Raw genomic sequence first — 15,573 nt, 5'->3', positions numbered from 1 at the left:
ACCGCTCGAGAACCTTGGCCCCGGTTGGAGTGCCGGCCCTTATCCGCACCTGATATTCTTCAAGAAAGTTGATCCGGCGCAAAGAGCGCACGTCGCGAGGGTGAGATGTCTCTGCTCGAACAGCACGTGAGTCGGATCCGCAGTTGCAAGGATACTCGGGCGCAACATCAAAGCGTTCCAGATCACCGCGAGCCGGACAGAAACAAGCGAGTGCCCGAGATGAAATGCTACTTTCACCTAGTCAGTGCTACTGACAGTCTCCGCGACGCCACTGGCATTCAGGTCGGAAACGCAGAGTCCGCCTACAGGACGGCGCTGGAGGCAATCCATGATTTATGGGAAGAGGAAGCTGCCAACATCTGGGCAGGCTGGGCTTTGGAAGCAACGGACGCGACAGGGACCATCCTGTTTTCGATCAGCCTGAATGCTTGCGACAGGCGCCTCCATTAGGCGACCTCATGTGCCGGCACACGATAGCCATTGAGAGGCGGGATGCACAGTCGACTGCACAATGACCTATCACGCCAGTGCGTTACGGAAGCTTATGGGATGGTTGCCATAGTCTATTCTCAGCAATCCATGCCCAAGGAGAATTGGTCATGAAGGGTGATCCCAAGGTAATCGAGTATCTCAATCGCGGCCTGCGCAGCGAGCTGACGGCGGTTAACCAATACTGGCTGCATTACCGGCTGCTGGACGATTGGGGCTACAAGGAGCTTGCGAAAACCTGGCGCAAGGAATCCATCGAGGAGATGCACCACGCGGATCGCTTCATCGAGCGCATCATCTTCCTCGAGGGCTTCGCCAACCTGCAGGTGCTCGATCCCCTGCGCATCGGCCAGAACATCCAGGAAATCCTCGAATCCGACCTGGCGGCGGAGTACGACGCCCGCAATCTCTACGGCGAGGCCGCCGCCTATTGCGACAGCATCGGCGACCGGGTGTCGAAGAACCTGTTCGAGGAACTGATGGCCGATGAGGAAGGCCATATCGACTTCCTCGAGACCCAGATCAACCTCGTCGAGCAGGTCGGCATCGAGCTCTACGCCCAAAAGCATATCGGCGGGCTCGACAAGGATCGATGACAGAGCCCACACAGGCTGGGTGGACATCATATCATCCAGCCTGCTCCATCCTCTAGGTCATGGACTAGGCTGTGAACTCATAAAAGGCGGGTGGTCGCGGTGTTCGAGTGGCAACGGTCTCTTTGCCGGAGGCCAAATTTCGGCTCAGAATGAACTGGTGCGCAGCCGACCCTCGTAGTCTCGTTTACCGAGTGGCACGCCCCGCGAGCGCAGGATGTTGTATGCGGTGACCGCGTGGAAATGGAAGTTTGGCAGAGAGAAAGAAAGAATGAAGGCCTCCGACGTGAAAGCAAGCCGTCGCGGGCCAATCTGGAGGTCTAGGTGTTTGCCCGCGCAGTCGTTAATCTCTTCGGGGACGAATGCCTCCAGCGCCGTTTCTGCCTTGCCGATCATCACCTGCAGGTCAGTGAAGGGAACAGGTCCGACCAACGCGGGTGGGGTGAACGCGCCGGTCTTGAGAGCCTCGACCCCCCACACGGAATGATGCGATGCCGCTTCGATCTGAAAATGAAATGGTGCCATGTCGTCGAAGAGGCGGGTGTTTACGAAATTATCGGGATCGACACCGGTGTTTGAAAAGTGGGTAGCCGCACGGTCGAGAAAGCCTCCGACGGATCTTACGGTTTGCAGGAAGGTCGGCACGCTGAGGTCGTAGAGTGATGTCCGCATTGCCTTCCTCTCTCGAGCCATTTGAATAACAGTGAGCATGTGGCGTGAGGGCCACAACGTCAAGGCAAGTGCGGTCATTAGGCTGTCGGTCTTGCCCATCGAGTGGAGCCCTGATTCAGCATCGGCATGAGCCGATACGATCTGACCGACTTCGAGTGACGCGTTATCGAGCCGCTGCTGCCCAACAAGCCGCGAGGCGTGCCGCGCCCATGACCGCGGCGTCCTGAACGGCAGCTTCTCGGTATTGCGATCGGGTGCACCGTAGCGCGACCTGCCGGAGAGACAGTGGCAACTAGCCCTCGGGCCAGGTGCGGTTGTCGAAGCGCTTCTCCCTAAATCGCAGCCCGCCGCTGCGTGAGCGCATCGGGGATGTTTGCGCCGCGGTGCTTCAACTCGATGAGCGCGAGCGCCATCTGCCGGACCTCGCTCACGTGCACGAAAGCCGGCCCACCCTCCTTCGAGCCTGGAACTGTCTTCAGCCGGCTCTGCTGGAGCCTGGATTCCGCCGCACGGTCGATGAACCGGCTTGTGGACGGTTGCCGGGTAGACGTGGGCGCGCCCGCGCCAGCAACTGCTTGGCCTTTGATATGACAGGCGATCCGCACAGGCCAGCTCATGCGGCTTGGCAGCGTTCTGGCGCAGATGGGGTGATGACATCGTGCAGCCTAAAGTCCGGATAGCCCGTCTGAAGGATTTCAGCCGTGTTTGCGCAGGGTCAAAGAAATCCGATCCTCTGTGAGCGATATCTGGGGTAGTCCTTGATAGGAAACGTTGAATGCTTGACGTGTTCACACCGACCGCACTTCCGCCGGAGGAAAGCCTCCCGCAGTCGCGCACGTGGATGCGGCTTGTGCTCCTGGCTCTCGGAGCCGTGGCTCTGCTGACGGGACTTTGGGGCGCGATTGAACGGCTTGGATGGATGCTACCTTCCGGCTCTTCGCTCGCGACCTTCCATGGACCTTTGATGATATCCGGCCTGTTTGGGACATTGATCAGCTTGGAGCGGGCAGTCGCGTTGAATCAGAGATGGAGCTATGCCGCGCCGGCATTCTCCGGGCTGGGAACACTGTTCCTTGTGGCGGGTGCGCCGGAGGGGTTGGGAGCCGGTGCCTACGCGGCTGCCGCGGCCGTATTGACTGGCGCTTCGCTCAGGATCACGGTCCAGCAACCCGCTGTGTTCACGGGCACCCTCCTCTTCGGTGCCCTGGCGTGGTTCGGCGGGAACGCCCTTTGGTTCTTGGGCCAGCCGGTGCCGGATCTGGTGGGCTGGTGGTTGGCCTTCCTCATCCTAACCATCGCAGGCGAGCGTCTGGAACTCAGTCGCCTGATGCCACAACGCAGGGGCGGCGAAGCCTTGTTCCTGTTCGCCGTGGGATTGCTTGTCACCGGGGCCCAGAATGGGCTCATGACCGAGAACGGCGCTGTCCTGTTCGGATTGGCGCTCATCGTCACGACCCTGTGGCTCGTGCGGCACGACATAGCCCGCGAGAACATCCGTCGGACGGGACAAACCCGTTTCATGGCAGCTTGCATGCTTGGCGGCTACGCATGGCTGGGAGTGGCTGGTGCTGGGCTGATCGTGTTCTCGCCGGGCGAACACCGCTTCGGCTATGACATCGCCCTGCACGCGGTCCTGATCGGATTTGTCCTGTCGATGGTGTACGGCCATGCGCTCATCATCCTGCCGGCTGTCGCTCGGATCAGGGTAGCCTATGTCCCAAGCCTCTACGCACCGCTGCTCCTTCTGCATACATCGCTGGCCCTTCGGGCGGGCGCAGGGCTCGCCGGTTGGGAGGCCGCTCGGAAAGGAAGCGGTCTGCTGACGCTCCTGGCCATTGCCACCTTCATCGGCTGCCTGGTCATGGTCGCCCGGCGCCGGCGCGCAGCACGTTCGGCGAGGCTTGGCCCATGACCGTTGATCCGACGAGCCGCACGTCTAGGTACTCCGCGATGAGGCAGAGGCTGCATCGCGCAGAATGGATTCACCAAGCGGTTGCGCTTGTCTCGGCCCTTGCCCTGCTGTTCCACATCGGGGCGATGGCGGCCGGCGCCGGTCCCCTGCCTGACGTCGTAACTGGCAGTGCGCAGGCGCTGGACCATGCCCACCATACCGCGGCTGAGCATGCGCCGGACGTGCCCGAGGGTCGTGCCGAGCACGTGCCTCCATGCTGCATCCTGAGCGTCTGTCCCGGATTGCCCGCGCCGCCGACCGACCACACGCTGATGGTCCGGCCTCGCCCTGAGGCAACCGTGCTGGTCTATCGGCGGGTCGTGCCAACGTCGGCGCCGAGCCTCGCGCGGTTCTCTCCTGTCAGAGCCCGGGCACCGCCCGTGCCGGTCTGATTGCCTTCCTTCAATTCATTCAGATAGGACAAACAGATGACTTCGACATTTTTCCGCGGGGCGCTTGGCGCCTCCGCCTTCATCGCGCTCGCCCTTCCGGCTCTCGCACACACCACATTGGAGACCCAGCAGGCTCCCGTCGCCTCCACCTACAAGGCGGTGCTGCGCGTCGGCCACGGCTGCGAGGGTGCGCCGACGCTGAAGCTGCGCGTGCGCATTCCGGATGGCGTCATCAACGTGAAGCCAATGCCCAAACCAGGCTGGGAGATGGAGACCGTCAAGGCGCCCTACGGCAAGACCTACGACTACTATGGCACCGCGCTGTCCGAGGGCGTCCGGGAGATCGTGTGGACGGGCAGGTTGCTCGACGAGCACTACGACGAGTTCGTCTTCCGGGCCTACCTGACAGACAGCCTCAGGCCAGATACCATGCTCTACATCCCCGCGGTTCAGGAATGCGAAGGCGGCAAGGCCGACCGCTGGATCGAGATCCCGGCCGCGGGCAAGAGCGCGGACGACTACCGGTATCCGGCACCGGGGCTGAAGCTTCTGCCGCCCAAGGCCACCCACTGACAGGGAGCGGGAGCCGCCCGTCGGCGGCTCCCGCCAATCTGCGATGCGCCTCGTCCTCACACTCCTCTGGCTGACTCTTGCCGCTCTGTGCGGCAGCAGCGGCGCCCTTGCGCATGCGGCGCTGGTCGAGTCCGCCCCAATGGATGGCGCGGTGCTCCGTCAGGCGCCGTCAACGGTGCACCTGCGCTTCAATGAGCCTGTGTCGCTCTTGGTCGTCAGCCTGACCGATGCGAAGGGGCGAACGCACCGGCACCTGACGGTGACCGCCCACGACGCGACCCTGGCCATCGCCGTGCCCCCGGATCTGCCGCAGGGCAGCCAGATCCTCAGCTATCGTGTGACGTCCGGAGACGGACATCCGATCAGCGGCTCCCTGATCTTCTCAATAGGCACCTCATCCGAGCCCGGGACTCGCCCAGCCGCGTCGGGGGAGGCGCCAGTCCAACCCTTGCTTTGGTTGGCGCGGATCAGCCTCTACCTGAGCCTGTTCGTGGGGGCCGGAGGGTCGTTTTTCCTGGCCTGGGTCGCCCCGGGCTTTCCGCTGGGCAAGATCAGGTGGGCGCTGACCGCCGTTCTTGGGCTGGGCGCCATCGCGGCGGTGCTTTCTCTAGGGCTCCAGGGTGTCGATGCACTCGGGACCTCCCTCGCGGCGCTTGAAGACCCCCATACATGGGCCACCGGGTGGCGGACCTCGTTCGGTCCCACCGTAGCCGCCGCATGTGCGGCCCTGTTCTTCACATGGCTCAGCCTGCGCGCGCCAGTGGCATGGCAGAACCGTTGTGGCAGCCTCGTCGCCCTGGCCGGCGTCGGATTGTCCTTGGCGCTGAGCGGCCATGCCAGCTCGGCACAGCCGCAGTGGATCACCCGGCCCGCGGTGTTCCTGCATGCCGTGGGGGTCGCGTATTGGATTGGGGCGCTCTTTCCGCTGGTGTTCGTGATCCGCCAAGCGCCTGCCCAGGCTTTCCCGGTTGTCCGCCGGTTCTCGACCGGCGCCCTGGCAGCCGTTGCGGCTTTGACCGTGGCTGGCCTCATCCTGGCGGCGGTCCAGGTGGAGACGCCCACGAACCTGATCGGAACCAGCTACGGCCGGATCCTGCTTATCAAGACGGCACTCGTCGCAGGCCTCCTCGGCCTCGCCGCGGTGAATCGACGTTGGCTGACCCTGGGCCTGGCACGCCTCGACGGATCTGGCGGCAAATGGCTCATCCGGTCCGTCGCAGCCGAACTCGTGCTGGCTACAGCCATTCTGGCGCTGGTCGGCGTGTGGCGCTTCACCCCGCCGCCCCGGTCGCTCTCCGCCGCTGCCGCTGCCCCGGCCAGCGTCCATCTGCACACGCCGAACCTCATGGCGCAGGTTACACTGTCGCCGGGCTCCGTCGGAGCCACCCGGGCCCGGATCATGGTCGCCTCCGGCGGATCCGAGCCGGTGAATCCCAAGGAGGTGACGCTCATCGTGGTCAAGCCCGACGCCGGCATCGAACCTCTTGAACGACAGGCCCGGAAGGGTGGCCGAAACGCCTGGGAGGTCGACGGCTTGGTTCTGCCAGTGGCGGGGACTTGGCAGGTCAAGATCGGGATCCTTGTCAATGACTTCGAGAAGGCTGACCTTGAAGGAGACATCACGCTGCGGCCGTGAGACGCTTGGCCCTGCGGCCTCCTCCGGCGCAGGGAAGCTCCTTCGGGACGTAGCTCCGCATCAGGCCTCCCGCAGCTCCGGCAGATCGGCCCTCAGCCAAGCCAGACGGCCGATGGCTCGCCCGGCCAAGCCTTGGATCCGCTCCAGCGTCGCTTCATCGTGCGAAGCGTCTCCCGCAGCGAGGTAGCGGTCGGCCAGAAGCTCCGCCAGTGCGACCGGATCATCCGGGAAACCAGGTACAGGCGCGCCCCTCCCGACAGGGATAGGAGATTGCTCAAGCTCCTTGGCGTGCCGCCTCGCCTCCGCGGCGAACTCCGTGAGACGTGCACGCTCGTATGGCGGGACCTCGGCCGCCAGTGGTTCAAGCAACGCGGCCAGCCGCCCTTCCAGGGCCGCGAGATTTGGTTGCTTTTCATCACCGGACGCTTCCAAATGCCTGCGCTCAGCGTGGAACGCTTGACGGCGCTCGCGCCGCAACGTCGCCACATGTCCCAGTTCCTCATGGGCCATGGCCTCGGCCGCGGCTCGGATCTCGGGCGTTTCCGCATGGGCGGCGACATAGCTCCAGAAGGCAAAGGCGCGCTCCTCGTTGCGCACCGCCATGGAGAGGGCCCGGTAGGCGCTCACCAGTTTAGGATCGGTCGTTGCCGCACCTTCGTCGTTGAAGGTCTCTGGCAGCGTCCAACGAATGCGGGCGGGATTCGGAGCTTGACCTCTGGTTCTCTGCGACCAGTCCATGACGCTGTCGAGATGGCCTTGCTCATCTGCCGACAGATGCTCAAAAACCTCGGCCAGCGCGGGATTGCCTTCCTGCCGCATGCGCGCGGCGATCTCGGCATAGCGGGTCGCCGCCTCCTGCTCCATCGCGGCGGCGATGGCGAATAGTTCCTCCAGGGACTTTACAGGATCGGCCAGCTCGGATTTCAGAAGCGACATAGGGTACTCTCCGCACCATGCAGGACATCGGCATGAAAGACTGAAAGCGCATCTTCTCTTCGGACAGTTTGATGCAGATCAATGTTCGTCCGAATACCCGGCAGCATGATGGTTCTGGGCCTCGTGAGATTGATTTCAACGGCCCCGGAAAGATCGCGACCTTCCATCGGAACCAATTGGGTTGAGGGCCGTCAGCGTTTTTCTGTTCAGAAGCACAGACGCAACTCTGGACGGTCCCCTGTTGGCAAAAGCGCTCTCGCCCGATCACACGCGATCTCTTTCGAATGTTGGCCTCCAGCTTCTTCGGATTGCGGCGCTGCTCGGGGCGATGATGCTCCTCCTCTGGACGGGTCCCGGCATGGCGGCTGGGCGCGTTCAGGAGTTCCTCCCCAAGGCGCAGCCCGCGGAGTTCTTCCCAGGAGCCGACCGGTTCGGGCCAGTCCAGGGCGATCCGCCGCTCGTCCCCGCCTACCAAGGTGACCGCCTGCTCGGCTACGTCTACCTGAACTCCGATTTCACCGGCGCGGTGGGCTACTCCGGCAAGCCGATCAACCTCCTGGTCGGCATCGATCCGAACGGCGTCGTCACCGGGATCAAGCTGGTCGACCACAAGGAACCCATCGTCCTCATCGGCATCCCCGAACGGCGCATTGTCAATGCGGTGAACACGCTCGTCGGCAAGGACATGAAGCTGGTCGCGACGGGGGCTGAGCGCCCGCCTCAGGTCGACATCGTCAGCGGCGCGACCGTGACGGTCCTCGTGATGGGCGACAGCGTCGTGCGCTCGGCCGTGCGGCTCATCCGCAGCGGCCGCCTCGGCGCCGCCCCAGGCGCTCCTGCGGCCGCGGCTCCCCCCGCCGTGAAGACCCTCGACCTGACCAAGAGCGAGGTCCGCGATTGGCAGACCCTCCTCGGAGACGGATCGGTCCGGCGCCTGTCGCTGTCCGTCGGCGAGGTCAACGAGGCCTATGCCAAGGCTGGCAACCAGGAGGCGGCGGGCAACGCGGAGACGGCTGATCCCGCAGACACGTTCATCGACCTGTTCCTCGCGCCCGTGAGCGTGCCCACTATCGGGCGCAACCTGCTCGGCGAGAGGGCTTACGAGCAACTCAGGGCACGGCTGAAGCCCGACCAGCAGGCCATCGTAGTGGCCGGCGACGGGGCCTATTCCTTCAAGGGGTCCGGCTATGTCCGTGGCGGCATCTTCGACCGCATCGAGCTGCTGCAGGGCGGACAGGGCATCCGCTTCCGCGACCGCAACCACACCCGCCTCGGCGATCTCGCGGCCGAGGGCGCGCCGGCCCTGCGCGAGATCGCCCTGTTCGTGGTGCCCGAGGACTTCAAGCTTGATCTCACGGAATCGTGGCAGGTGCAGTTGCTCGTCCAGCGCAACGTAGGTGCCCGGGACAGGGCCTTCCTCACCTACGACATCGAATACACGCTGCCTGACCATTACCTACGCATTGAGCAGCCCCCTGCGCCAGCTCAACCGCCACAGCAGGCCCAAGGCCAGGCGCAGGCCCTTGCGCCTGCCGCACCCGCGGAGCCGTCTCTCAACGACGCGGACGCGCTCGCGGCCGGGGCAATCGAGGAGCCGCTCTGGCTCAAGATCTGGAAGACAAACATCATCTCCATCGGCATCGCGGCGGTGGCGCTCCTAGTCCTCACCGCCATCTTCTTCTTCCAGGATGCCTTGGTCCGCCGACCCAAGGTCTATGTCTGGGTGCGGCGCGCCTACCTGACGTTTACGCTGATCTGGCTCGGCTGGTACGCCAACGCGCAGCTCTCGGTCGTCAACGTCCTCACCTTCACGAACTCCCTCATCACGGATTTCAACTGGGAGTTCTTCCTCGCCGCCCCGCTGATCTTCATCCTGTGGGCGGCGGTTGCGGCGGCGCTGCTGTTCTGGGGCCGCGGTCCCTTCTGCGGCTGGCTCTGCCCGTTCGGCGCATTGCAGGAGCTGACCAACAACATCGCCCAGTGGCTCAAGGTGCCGCAGATCACCGTCCCGTGGGGCCTGCACGAACGCCTCTGGCCGATCAAATACGTCATCTTCCTGGGCCTGTTCGGTCTCTCGTTCTACTCCGTTGCCCTGGCCGAGGTCTTCGCCGAGGTCGAGCCGTTCAAGACCGCGATCATCCTGAAGTTCGTTCGCGACTGGCCCTTCGTCATCTACGCCCTGACGCTGCTCTCGGTCGGCCTGTTCATCGAGCGCTTCTTCTGCCGCTATCTCTGCCCGCTCGGCGCGGCGCTCGCCATACCCGGCAAGATCCGCATGTTCGAGTGGCTCAAGCGCTGGCCGGAATGCGGCTCGCCCTGCCAGCGCTGCGCCAAGGAATGCCCGGTGCAGTCGATCCATCCCGAGGGCTTCATCAACGTCAATGAGTGCATCTACTGCATGCATTGCCAGGAGCTCTACCACGACGACCAGCGCTGCCCGCACATGATCCAGGTGCGCCTCAAGCGCGAAAAGCGCGAGGCCCTTTCGTCCCCGTCCATGCGCCAGATCAAAGACGGCGGCACGGGGCCTGCTAAACCGATCATCACCCACAAGGGAAAGGTGGTCGGCACACCAACGGACGCGCCGACCACGGCGGATGTTCCGACAACCGCTTCATGAGCAAGGAGGCTCACGTGTCACAGGAAGAAAATAAGAACGGTCTCAGCCGGCGCCAGTTACTCGGAACGACGGCCGCCGCGGCTGCCGCCGGAGCGGCAGGCGTCGCCGGTGGTGTGTCCCTGAAGGATGCCGGCATCATCACGCCCGCTGAAGCCCAGACGGCCCCTGCCGCTCCGGCGGCGCGACCCGCTGTCGCCAACAAGTACGAGGTCAAGCCCGGCGAACTCGACGAGTACTACGTGTTCTTTTCCAGTGGCCAGACCGGCGAGGTCCGCATCGTCGGTTGCCCGTCCATGCGCGAGCTGATGCGCATTCCCGTGTTCAACCGCGACAGCGCGACCGGCTGGGGCCAGACCAACGAGAGCCGCAAGATCCTCACCGAGGGCCTGACGCCCGAAAGCCGCGAGTTCCTGAAGGACAAGGGCGGGATCTACACCGCCGGCGACCTCCACCATCCGCACCCGTCCTTCACTGACGGCACCTATGACGGGCGCTATCTCTTCGTGAACGACAAGCTGAACACCCGCGTCGCGCGCATCCGGCTCGATGTGATGAAGTGCGACAAGATCCTTCAGCTCCCTAACCAGCACACGGTGCACGGCCTGCGCGTGCAGAAGTATCCGCGCACGGGCTACGTGTTCTGCAACGGCGAGGATCGGGTTCCGATTCCGAACGACGGCAAGGTGCTCGACGATCCGAAGCAGTACTCCTCGATCTACACGGCGGTCGACGGCGACACGATGAAGGTCGCCTGGCAGATCAGGGTCGACGGCAACCTCGACAACACCGACGCGGACTACCAGGGCAAGTACTCCTGGGCGACCTGCTACAACTCGGAGGAAGGCGTGACGCTTGCCGAGATGATGGCCAAGGAGCAGGACTGGGTCGTGGTCTTCAACCTCAAGCGCATCGAGGAGGCGGTGAAGGCCGGCAAGGCCGAGATGATCGGCGGCGTGCCCGTTCTCGACGGCCGTAAGGGGTCGCCGTACACGCGCTACATCCCGGTAGCGAACAGCCCGCACGGCATCAACACCGCGCCGGACGGCATCCACTTCGTCGCCAACGGCAAGCTCTCGCCGACGGTGACGGTCTTCGACGCGCGCAAGCTCGACGACCTATTCGACGACAAGATCCAGCCGCGCGACGTCGTCGTGGCCGAGCCGGAACTGGGCCTCGGGCCGTTGCACACCGCCTATGACGGCAAGGGCAACGCCTACACCACCCTGTTCCTCGATAGCCAGGTGTGCAAGTGGAACATCGACCTGGCCAAGCGGGCGTTCAAGGGCGAGAAGGTCAACCCGGTCATCCAGAAGCTCGATGTGCACTACCAGCCGGGCCACAACCATACCTCCATGGGCCAGACCAAGGAGGCCGATGGCAAGTGGCTGCTGTCACTGAACAAGTTCTCGAAGGACCGCTACCTCAACGTCGGCCCCTTGAAGCCCGAGAACGACCAGCTCATCGACATCTCCGGCGACCGCATGGTGCTCGTGCACGACAGCCCGAGCTTCGCCGAGCCGCATGACGCGACCCTCGTCCACCGCTCCAAGATCAACCCGCTGCACACGTGGAAGCGCGACGACCCGTTCTTCGCCGACGCGGTGCAGCAGGCCAAGGCCGATGGAGTCACCTTGGAGGTCGACTCGAAGGTAATCCGCGACGGCAACAAAGTGCGTGTCTACATGACCTCCGCCGCGCCGGCGTACGGCCTGGAGAGCTTCCAGGTGAAGCAGGGCGACGAAGTCACGGTCTACGTAACCAACGTCGACGAGGTCGAGGACCTGACACACGGGTTCGGCCTCATCAACTACGGCATCAGCATGGAGGTAGCGCCCCAGGCCACGGCATCCGTGACGTTCACAGCCGACCGGCCCGGTGTGTACTGGTACTTCTGCACCTGGTTCTGCCATGCGATGCACATGGAGATGAAGGGCCGCATGTTCGTCGAGCCGCGGGCGACCTAACGCCATGGTAAGACGTCGTACACTGGTACGCATGGGACTGGGGGCGGCCTTCGCCGCCAGTCTCGCCCTGCCCGTCCGCGCGGAGCGGATCGCGGTCGACCCAAGCGCGCATGCTCAGGACGTCGTCGACACGGCCGCGGACGGCGATATCGTCGTCCTCAAGCGCGGCGAGCATCACGGACCAGTCCGGATCACCCGCAAGGTGACGGTCGAGGGCGAGCCTGGCGCGATCCTGATCGGGCCGAGCCGGGGCAGCGTCGTCACCGTCGCAGTCCCGGAGGCTGTCGTGCGCGGGCTGACCATCCGTGGCTCCGGAAAGGACCTGGAAAAAATGGATGCAGGGGTGTTCGTCGAGAAAACGGCGACGGGCGCCGTGGTCGAGGACAACCGCATCGAGGGCAACCTGTACGGTATCTACCTGCACGGGGCGGAGAACTCCATCGCGCGCAGGAACACTATTGTCGGGATCAAGGAGGGTCGCCTGAACGAGGCCGGGAATGGCATCTCGGTCTGGAACGCCAGCGGCGCCAAGGTGCTCGACAATGATGTCCGCTTCGGCCGTGACGGCATCTTCGTGATCACCAGCAGGCGCAACGTGTTCTCGGGCAACCGCTTCCGCGACCTGCGTTTTGCCATCCACTACATGTATACCAACGACAGCGAAATCGCCGACAATGTCTCCGTCAACAACGCGGTTGGCTTTGCGATGATGTTCTCCAGCCGACTGAAGATCAGCGGAAACGTTTCGGATGGCGACCGCGACCATGGCTTCCTGTTCAACTACGCCAACGGCTCCCAGATCACCGGCAACACCGTGCTGGGGCGGCTCCAGCCCACCGAGCGTTGGAACAACGCGGGATCGCGCGGCAAGGACGACAAGGACCATGACCTGCCGACGCCGGATGCGAGCGAGGTGGTGCAGGGCGCCGATGTCCGCCCTGGCCCGACGAAGTGCGTGTTCATCTACAATGCCAACCAGAACCGCTTCCGCGACAACTGGTTCGAGGGCTGCGAGATCGGCATCCACTTCACCGCAGGATCCGAGCGCAACGAGATGGTCGGCAATGCCTTTATCAGGAACCGCAACCAGGTGAAGTACGTCAGCACGCGCTATCTCGACTGGTCCAAGGACGGACGCGGCAACTACTGGAGCGATAATCCGGCTTTCGACCTCAACGGCGACGGGCTAGGCGACAGCGCCTATCGTCCCAACGACCTCGTCGACAAGGTGCTCTGGACCGCGCCGCAGGCCAAGGTGCTGATGAACAGCCCGGCCGTGCAGGTGATCCGCTGGGCGCAGGCGCAGTTCCCGGCACTGCTGCCGGGCGGCGTCGTCGACAGCAAGCCTCTCATGGCGCCGCCCGCGCGTCCGAAGCTTGCCGAAGGAGCAAGGCCATGACCGGTACGGTCGAGATCAGGAACGTCGTCAAGCGCTTCGGCAAGGTCGAGGCGGTGCGCGACGTCTCGTTCAGCCTTCCCGAGGGCGAGACGGTGGCGCTCGTCGGTCACAACGGCGCCGGCAAGACGACCCTGATGAAGCTCATGCTGGGCCTGATCCGGCCCACGAGCGGCAGCATCGCGGTGCTGGGCGACGACCCGGCTGCAGGGCAGTTCGAGGCCCGCCGACGGCTGGGGTACCTGCCGGAGAGCGTCTCGTTCAATGCCGCGTTGACAGGTCATGAGACGCTGGCGTTCTACGCGCGTCTTAAGCGTGAGCCGAACAAGTCCGTCCCGCCGCTCCTTGAACGTGTCGGCCTCACCCATGCGGCCAACCGGCGCGTCGGCACCTACTCCAAGGGCATGCGCCAGCGCCTTGGGCTCGCCCAGGCGCTGCTCGGCGAACCGCGGGTGCTCCTGCTTGACGAGCCGACGACGGGCCTCGACCCAGCCCTGCGCCAGAGCTTCTACGAGATCGTCGAGGAGCTGCGCGGGCGCGGGGCCACGGTCCTGTTGTCTTCGCACGCCCTGACCGAACTGGAGGAGCGCGCCGGACGCGTGATCATCATGAACCGCGGGGTGAAGGTCGCGGACGGCACGCTTGACGAACTCCGTCGTATTGCCCGCCTGCCGACCCGCATCCGCCTCAAGGTCACCGATGTCGGGCTGGCCAACGTGCCGAACTGGCTCGGTCCGGTCGAGGGCTGGCGCCGGATCAACGGCCACATGGTCGAGATCGACGCCTCGCCCGAACGTAAGATCGAGGTGCTGCGGCGAGCGACGGACGAGGGAGCTCCTGTGGAGGACCTCGACGTGGTGCCACCGACCCTCGATGAGCTCTACGCCCATTTCCTTCTCTCGCAGGAGGCCACGCGATGAGAAACATCCTGATCGTCGCGCGCAAGGAGATCCAGGAGGGGTTGCGCAACCGCTGGGTCCTTGCGACGACCCTGCTGCTTGCGGGCCTCGCCCTCTCGCTCACCTTCCTCGGCAGCGCCCCCACCGGCACAGTCGGCGTGCGAGCGTTGGACGTGGTGGTCGTGAGTCTGTCCAGCCTCACCATCTTCCTTCTGCCGCTGATCGCGCTGCTGATCTCGCACGACGCCATCGTGGGCGAGATGGAGCGAGGCACCATGCTGCTGCTGCTGAGCTATCCGGTTGGGCGCTGGCAGGTTCTGCTCGGCAAGTTCGTCGGGCACTTGGCCATCCTGGCCTTCGCGACGCTGCTGGGCTACGGCGCAGCCGCTGGCGCATTGGCGGCGACGGGTGCGGAGATCGATACGGAGAGTTGGATCGCCTTCGCCACCATGATTGGCTCCTCGATCTTGCTCGGCGCCGCATTCATCGCCGTGGGCTACCTGGTTAGCGCGCTGGTGCGGGAACGCGGCACGGCGGGCGGCATCGCCATCGGCATCTGGCTCGTGTTCGTGCTGATCTACGACATGGCCCTGCTCGGCCTGCTCGTGGTCGACCAAGGGCAGATCCTCTCGGGCAGCTTCCTCAACGCCCTTCTCCTGCTCAACCCCGCCGACGCCTACCGGCTGTTCAACCTGACGGGCTCCGTCGGCATCAGCGCGTTCTCCGGCATGGCCGGGGTGGCACAGAACGCCACCCTAAGCCCATCCGCCCTCCTCGCTGCACTCGCCGCCTGGGCCCTCGTGCCGCTCGCGCTCGCGGCACTGGCCTTCTCCAGGAGAGAACTATGAGAAAGACCCTCCTCCTCGCCGCTTTCGCGTGTGCTCTCGCGCTCGCCGGATGCAACGACCAGAAGACGGCCGAAGCCCCGCCGCCGCCACAGGAGATGACCGCCTCCGCCATCGGCCATTACTGCGGCATGAACGTGGTGGAGCATCCCGGGCCGAAGGCGCAGATCATCCTAAAGAGCCGCAAGCAGCCCGTGTGGTTCTCCTCGGCCCGAGACGCAATCTCGTTCACGATGCTGCCGGAGGAGCCGAAGGACATCCGCGCGATCTATGTGTCCGACATGGCCAAGGCGTCGAATTGGGCCGAGCCCGGCACGACGAACTGGGTCGACGCCAAGCAGGCCTCGTTCGTGATCGGCAGCCGCATGAAGGGCGGCATGGGCGGTGACGAGGCGGTGCCGTTCTCCGACAAGGGAGCTGCCGAGAAGTTCGCGGCCGAGAACGGTGGCCGGGTCGTCGCCTTCGCGGACGTGCCGAAGGACTATGTCCTGGGCGCCACCGCAGAGATGACGGGCGCCGTCGGGGAGAACCCAGGTTTGTATGGGCAGCCTGACGGCCATCGCGGCGCCGCCGCGCCGAAGGACGGTCACGCTCATTAGGAGACCAC

General features: G+C 64.5%; 15 protein-coding genes and 1 pseudogene. 13 read left to right on the top strand and 3 right to left on the bottom strand.

What is annotated here, in order from left to right:
- Positions 1-105 precede the first annotated feature (105 nt).
- On the top strand, positions 106-450 hold the full coding sequence (locus VB672_RS22585; protein WP_442931882.1) for a DUF6894 family protein: 345 nt from the start codon (positions 106-108) through the stop codon (positions 448-450).
- A 149-nt stretch (positions 451-599) separates the two neighbouring features.
- Positions 600-1,085, top strand: coding sequence for a bacterioferritin (gene bfr, locus VB672_RS01280; protein WP_329782350.1), 486 nt, complete (start codon positions 600-602; stop codon positions 1,083-1,085).
- 144 nt (positions 1,086-1,229) lie between these two features.
- On the opposite strand, the gene VB672_RS01275 is transcribed toward bfr, so the two are convergent.
- Positions 1,230-1,853 carry a DUF1993 domain-containing protein gene (locus VB672_RS01275; RefSeq protein WP_329782564.1) on the bottom strand — a complete coding sequence of 208 codons (624 nt, stop codon included), beginning with the start codon at positions 1,851-1,853 and terminating at the stop codon, positions 1,230-1,232.
- Positions 1,854-1,919: 66 nt separating this feature from the next.
- Between VB672_RS01275 and VB672_RS01270 the strand changes: the two are divergent.
- Positions 1,920-2,016: pseudogene (locus VB672_RS01270) on the top strand (IS5/IS1182 family transposase); the annotation flags it as partial.
- A gap of 70 nt (positions 2,017-2,086) precedes the next feature.
- Here the strand turns inward: VB672_RS01270 and VB672_RS01265 are convergent.
- The gene (locus tag VB672_RS01265; protein WP_329782349.1) at positions 2,087-2,371 is read right to left on the bottom strand and encodes an RRXRR domain-containing protein; all 285 of its coding nucleotides are present in this window, start codon (positions 2,369-2,371) and stop codon (positions 2,087-2,089) included.
- 158 nt (positions 2,372-2,529) lie between these two features.
- On the opposite strand from VB672_RS01265, the gene VB672_RS01260 reads away from it, so the two are divergent.
- The 4 genes from VB672_RS01260 to VB672_RS01245 are packed head-to-tail and all read left to right on the top strand — an operon-like array spanning position 2,530 to position 6,306.
- Entirely contained in the window at positions 2,530-3,666 is a 1,137-nt protein-coding gene (locus VB672_RS01260; protein ID WP_329782348.1) for a hypothetical protein, read from the top strand.
- Positions 3,663-4,097, top strand: a complete 435-nt coding sequence (locus VB672_RS01255) for a hypothetical protein (RefSeq protein ID WP_329782347.1) — start codon at positions 3,663-3,665, stop codon at positions 4,095-4,097. The genes VB672_RS01260 and VB672_RS01255 overlap by 4 nt, the downstream gene beginning before the upstream one ends.
- A 36-nt stretch (positions 4,098-4,133) precedes the next feature.
- Entirely contained in the window at positions 4,134-4,670 is a 537-nt protein-coding gene (locus VB672_RS01250; protein WP_329782346.1) for a YcnI family copper-binding membrane protein, read from the top strand.
- A gap of 43 nt (positions 4,671-4,713) precedes the next feature.
- Positions 4,714-6,306, top strand: coding sequence for a copper resistance CopC/CopD family protein (locus VB672_RS01245; RefSeq protein WP_329782345.1), 1,593 nt, complete (start codon positions 4,714-4,716; stop codon positions 6,304-6,306).
- 60 nt (positions 6,307-6,366) lie between these two features.
- On the opposite strand, the gene VB672_RS01240 is transcribed toward VB672_RS01245, so the two are convergent.
- Positions 6,367-7,242: a ferritin-like domain-containing protein gene (locus VB672_RS01240; protein WP_329782344.1), complete on the bottom strand. Its 876-nt coding sequence runs from the start codon at positions 7,240-7,242 to the stop codon at positions 6,367-6,369.
- Positions 7,243-7,573: 331 nt separating this feature from the next.
- Between VB672_RS01240 and VB672_RS01235 the strand changes: the two genes are divergently transcribed.
- The 6 genes from VB672_RS01235 to VB672_RS01210 are packed head-to-tail and all read left to right on the top strand — an operon-like array spanning position 7,574 to position 15,565.
- On the top strand, positions 7,574-9,862 hold the full coding sequence (locus tag VB672_RS01235; protein WP_442931895.1) for a 4Fe-4S binding protein: 2,289 nt from the start codon (positions 7,574-7,576) through the stop codon (positions 9,860-9,862).
- Positions 9,863-9,876: 14 nt separating this feature from the next.
- Positions 9,877-11,826, top strand: a complete 1,950-nt coding sequence (gene nosZ, locus VB672_RS01230; protein WP_329782343.1) for a TAT-dependent nitrous-oxide reductase — start codon at positions 9,877-9,879, stop codon at positions 11,824-11,826.
- A gap of 4 nt (positions 11,827-11,830) precedes the next feature.
- On the top strand, positions 11,831-13,225 hold the full coding sequence (locus VB672_RS01225; RefSeq protein WP_329782342.1) for a nitrous oxide reductase family maturation protein NosD: 1,395 nt from the start codon (positions 11,831-11,833) through the stop codon (positions 13,223-13,225).
- The gene (locus VB672_RS01220) at positions 13,222-14,142 is read left to right on the top strand and encodes an ABC transporter ATP-binding protein (protein WP_329782341.1); all 921 of its coding nucleotides are present in this window, start codon (positions 13,222-13,224) and stop codon (positions 14,140-14,142) included. The genes VB672_RS01225 and VB672_RS01220 overlap by 4 nt, the downstream gene beginning before the upstream one ends.
- Positions 14,139-14,969 (top strand): ABC transporter permease, encoded by an 831-nt coding sequence (locus VB672_RS01215; RefSeq protein ID WP_329782340.1) that lies wholly within the window; start codon positions 14,139-14,141, stop codon positions 14,967-14,969. The genes VB672_RS01220 and VB672_RS01215 overlap by 4 nt, the downstream gene beginning before the upstream one ends.
- Entirely contained in the window at positions 14,966-15,565 is a 600-nt protein-coding gene (locus VB672_RS01210) for a nitrous oxide reductase accessory protein NosL (protein ID WP_329782339.1), read from the top strand. Before VB672_RS01215 ends, VB672_RS01210 begins: the two co-directional genes overlap by 4 nt.
- Positions 15,566-15,573: the final 8 nt, after the last annotated feature.

Source organism: Microvirga sp. CF3016 (genome assembly GCF_036314085.1).
Classification (GTDB): domain Bacteria; phylum Pseudomonadota; class Alphaproteobacteria; order Rhizobiales; family Beijerinckiaceae; genus Microvirga.
The sequence above is the reverse complement of the archived record's forward strand: the minus strand, read 5'-3'. Positions and strand labels throughout refer to the sequence as shown.

Coding starts and splice junctions, on each gene's coding strand:
- VB672_RS01215 (WP_329782340.1), top strand. CDS start 14,139: ATGAGAAACATCCTGATCGTCGCGCGCAAGGAGATCCAGGAGGGGTTG.
- VB672_RS01255 (WP_329782347.1), top strand. CDS start 3,663: ATGACCGTTGATCCGACGAGCCGCACGTCTAGGTACTCCGCGATGAGG.
- VB672_RS01265 (WP_329782349.1), bottom strand. CDS start 2,371: ATGAGCTGGCCTGTGCGGATCGCCTGTCATATCAAAGGCCAAGCAGTT.
- VB672_RS01275 (WP_329782564.1), bottom strand. CDS start 1,853: ATGGGCAAGACCGACAGCCTAATGACCGCACTTGCCTTGACGTTGTGG.
- VB672_RS01250 (WP_329782346.1), top strand. CDS start 4,134: ATGACTTCGACATTTTTCCGCGGGGCGCTTGGCGCCTCCGCCTTCATC.
- VB672_RS01240 (WP_329782344.1), bottom strand. CDS start 7,242: ATGTCGCTTCTGAAATCCGAGCTGGCCGATCCTGTAAAGTCCCTGGAG.
- VB672_RS01245 (WP_329782345.1), top strand. CDS start 4,714: ATGCGCCTCGTCCTCACACTCCTCTGGCTGACTCTTGCCGCTCTGTGC.
- VB672_RS01260 (WP_329782348.1), top strand. CDS start 2,530: ATGCTTGACGTGTTCACACCGACCGCACTTCCGCCGGAGGAAAGCCTC.
- VB672_RS01235 (WP_442931895.1), top strand. CDS start 7,574: ATGCTCCTCCTCTGGACGGGTCCCGGCATGGCGGCTGGGCGCGTTCAG.
- VB672_RS22585 (WP_442931882.1), top strand. CDS start 106: ATGTCTCTGCTCGAACAGCACGTGAGTCGGATCCGCAGTTGCAAGGAT.
- bfr (WP_329782350.1), top strand. CDS start 600: ATGAAGGGTGATCCCAAGGTAATCGAGTATCTCAATCGCGGCCTGCGC.
- VB672_RS01220 (WP_329782341.1), top strand. CDS start 13,222: ATGACCGGTACGGTCGAGATCAGGAACGTCGTCAAGCGCTTCGGCAAG.
- VB672_RS01225 (WP_329782342.1), top strand. CDS start 11,831: ATGGTAAGACGTCGTACACTGGTACGCATGGGACTGGGGGCGGCCTTC.
- VB672_RS01210 (WP_329782339.1), top strand. CDS start 14,966: ATGAGAAAGACCCTCCTCCTCGCCGCTTTCGCGTGTGCTCTCGCGCTC.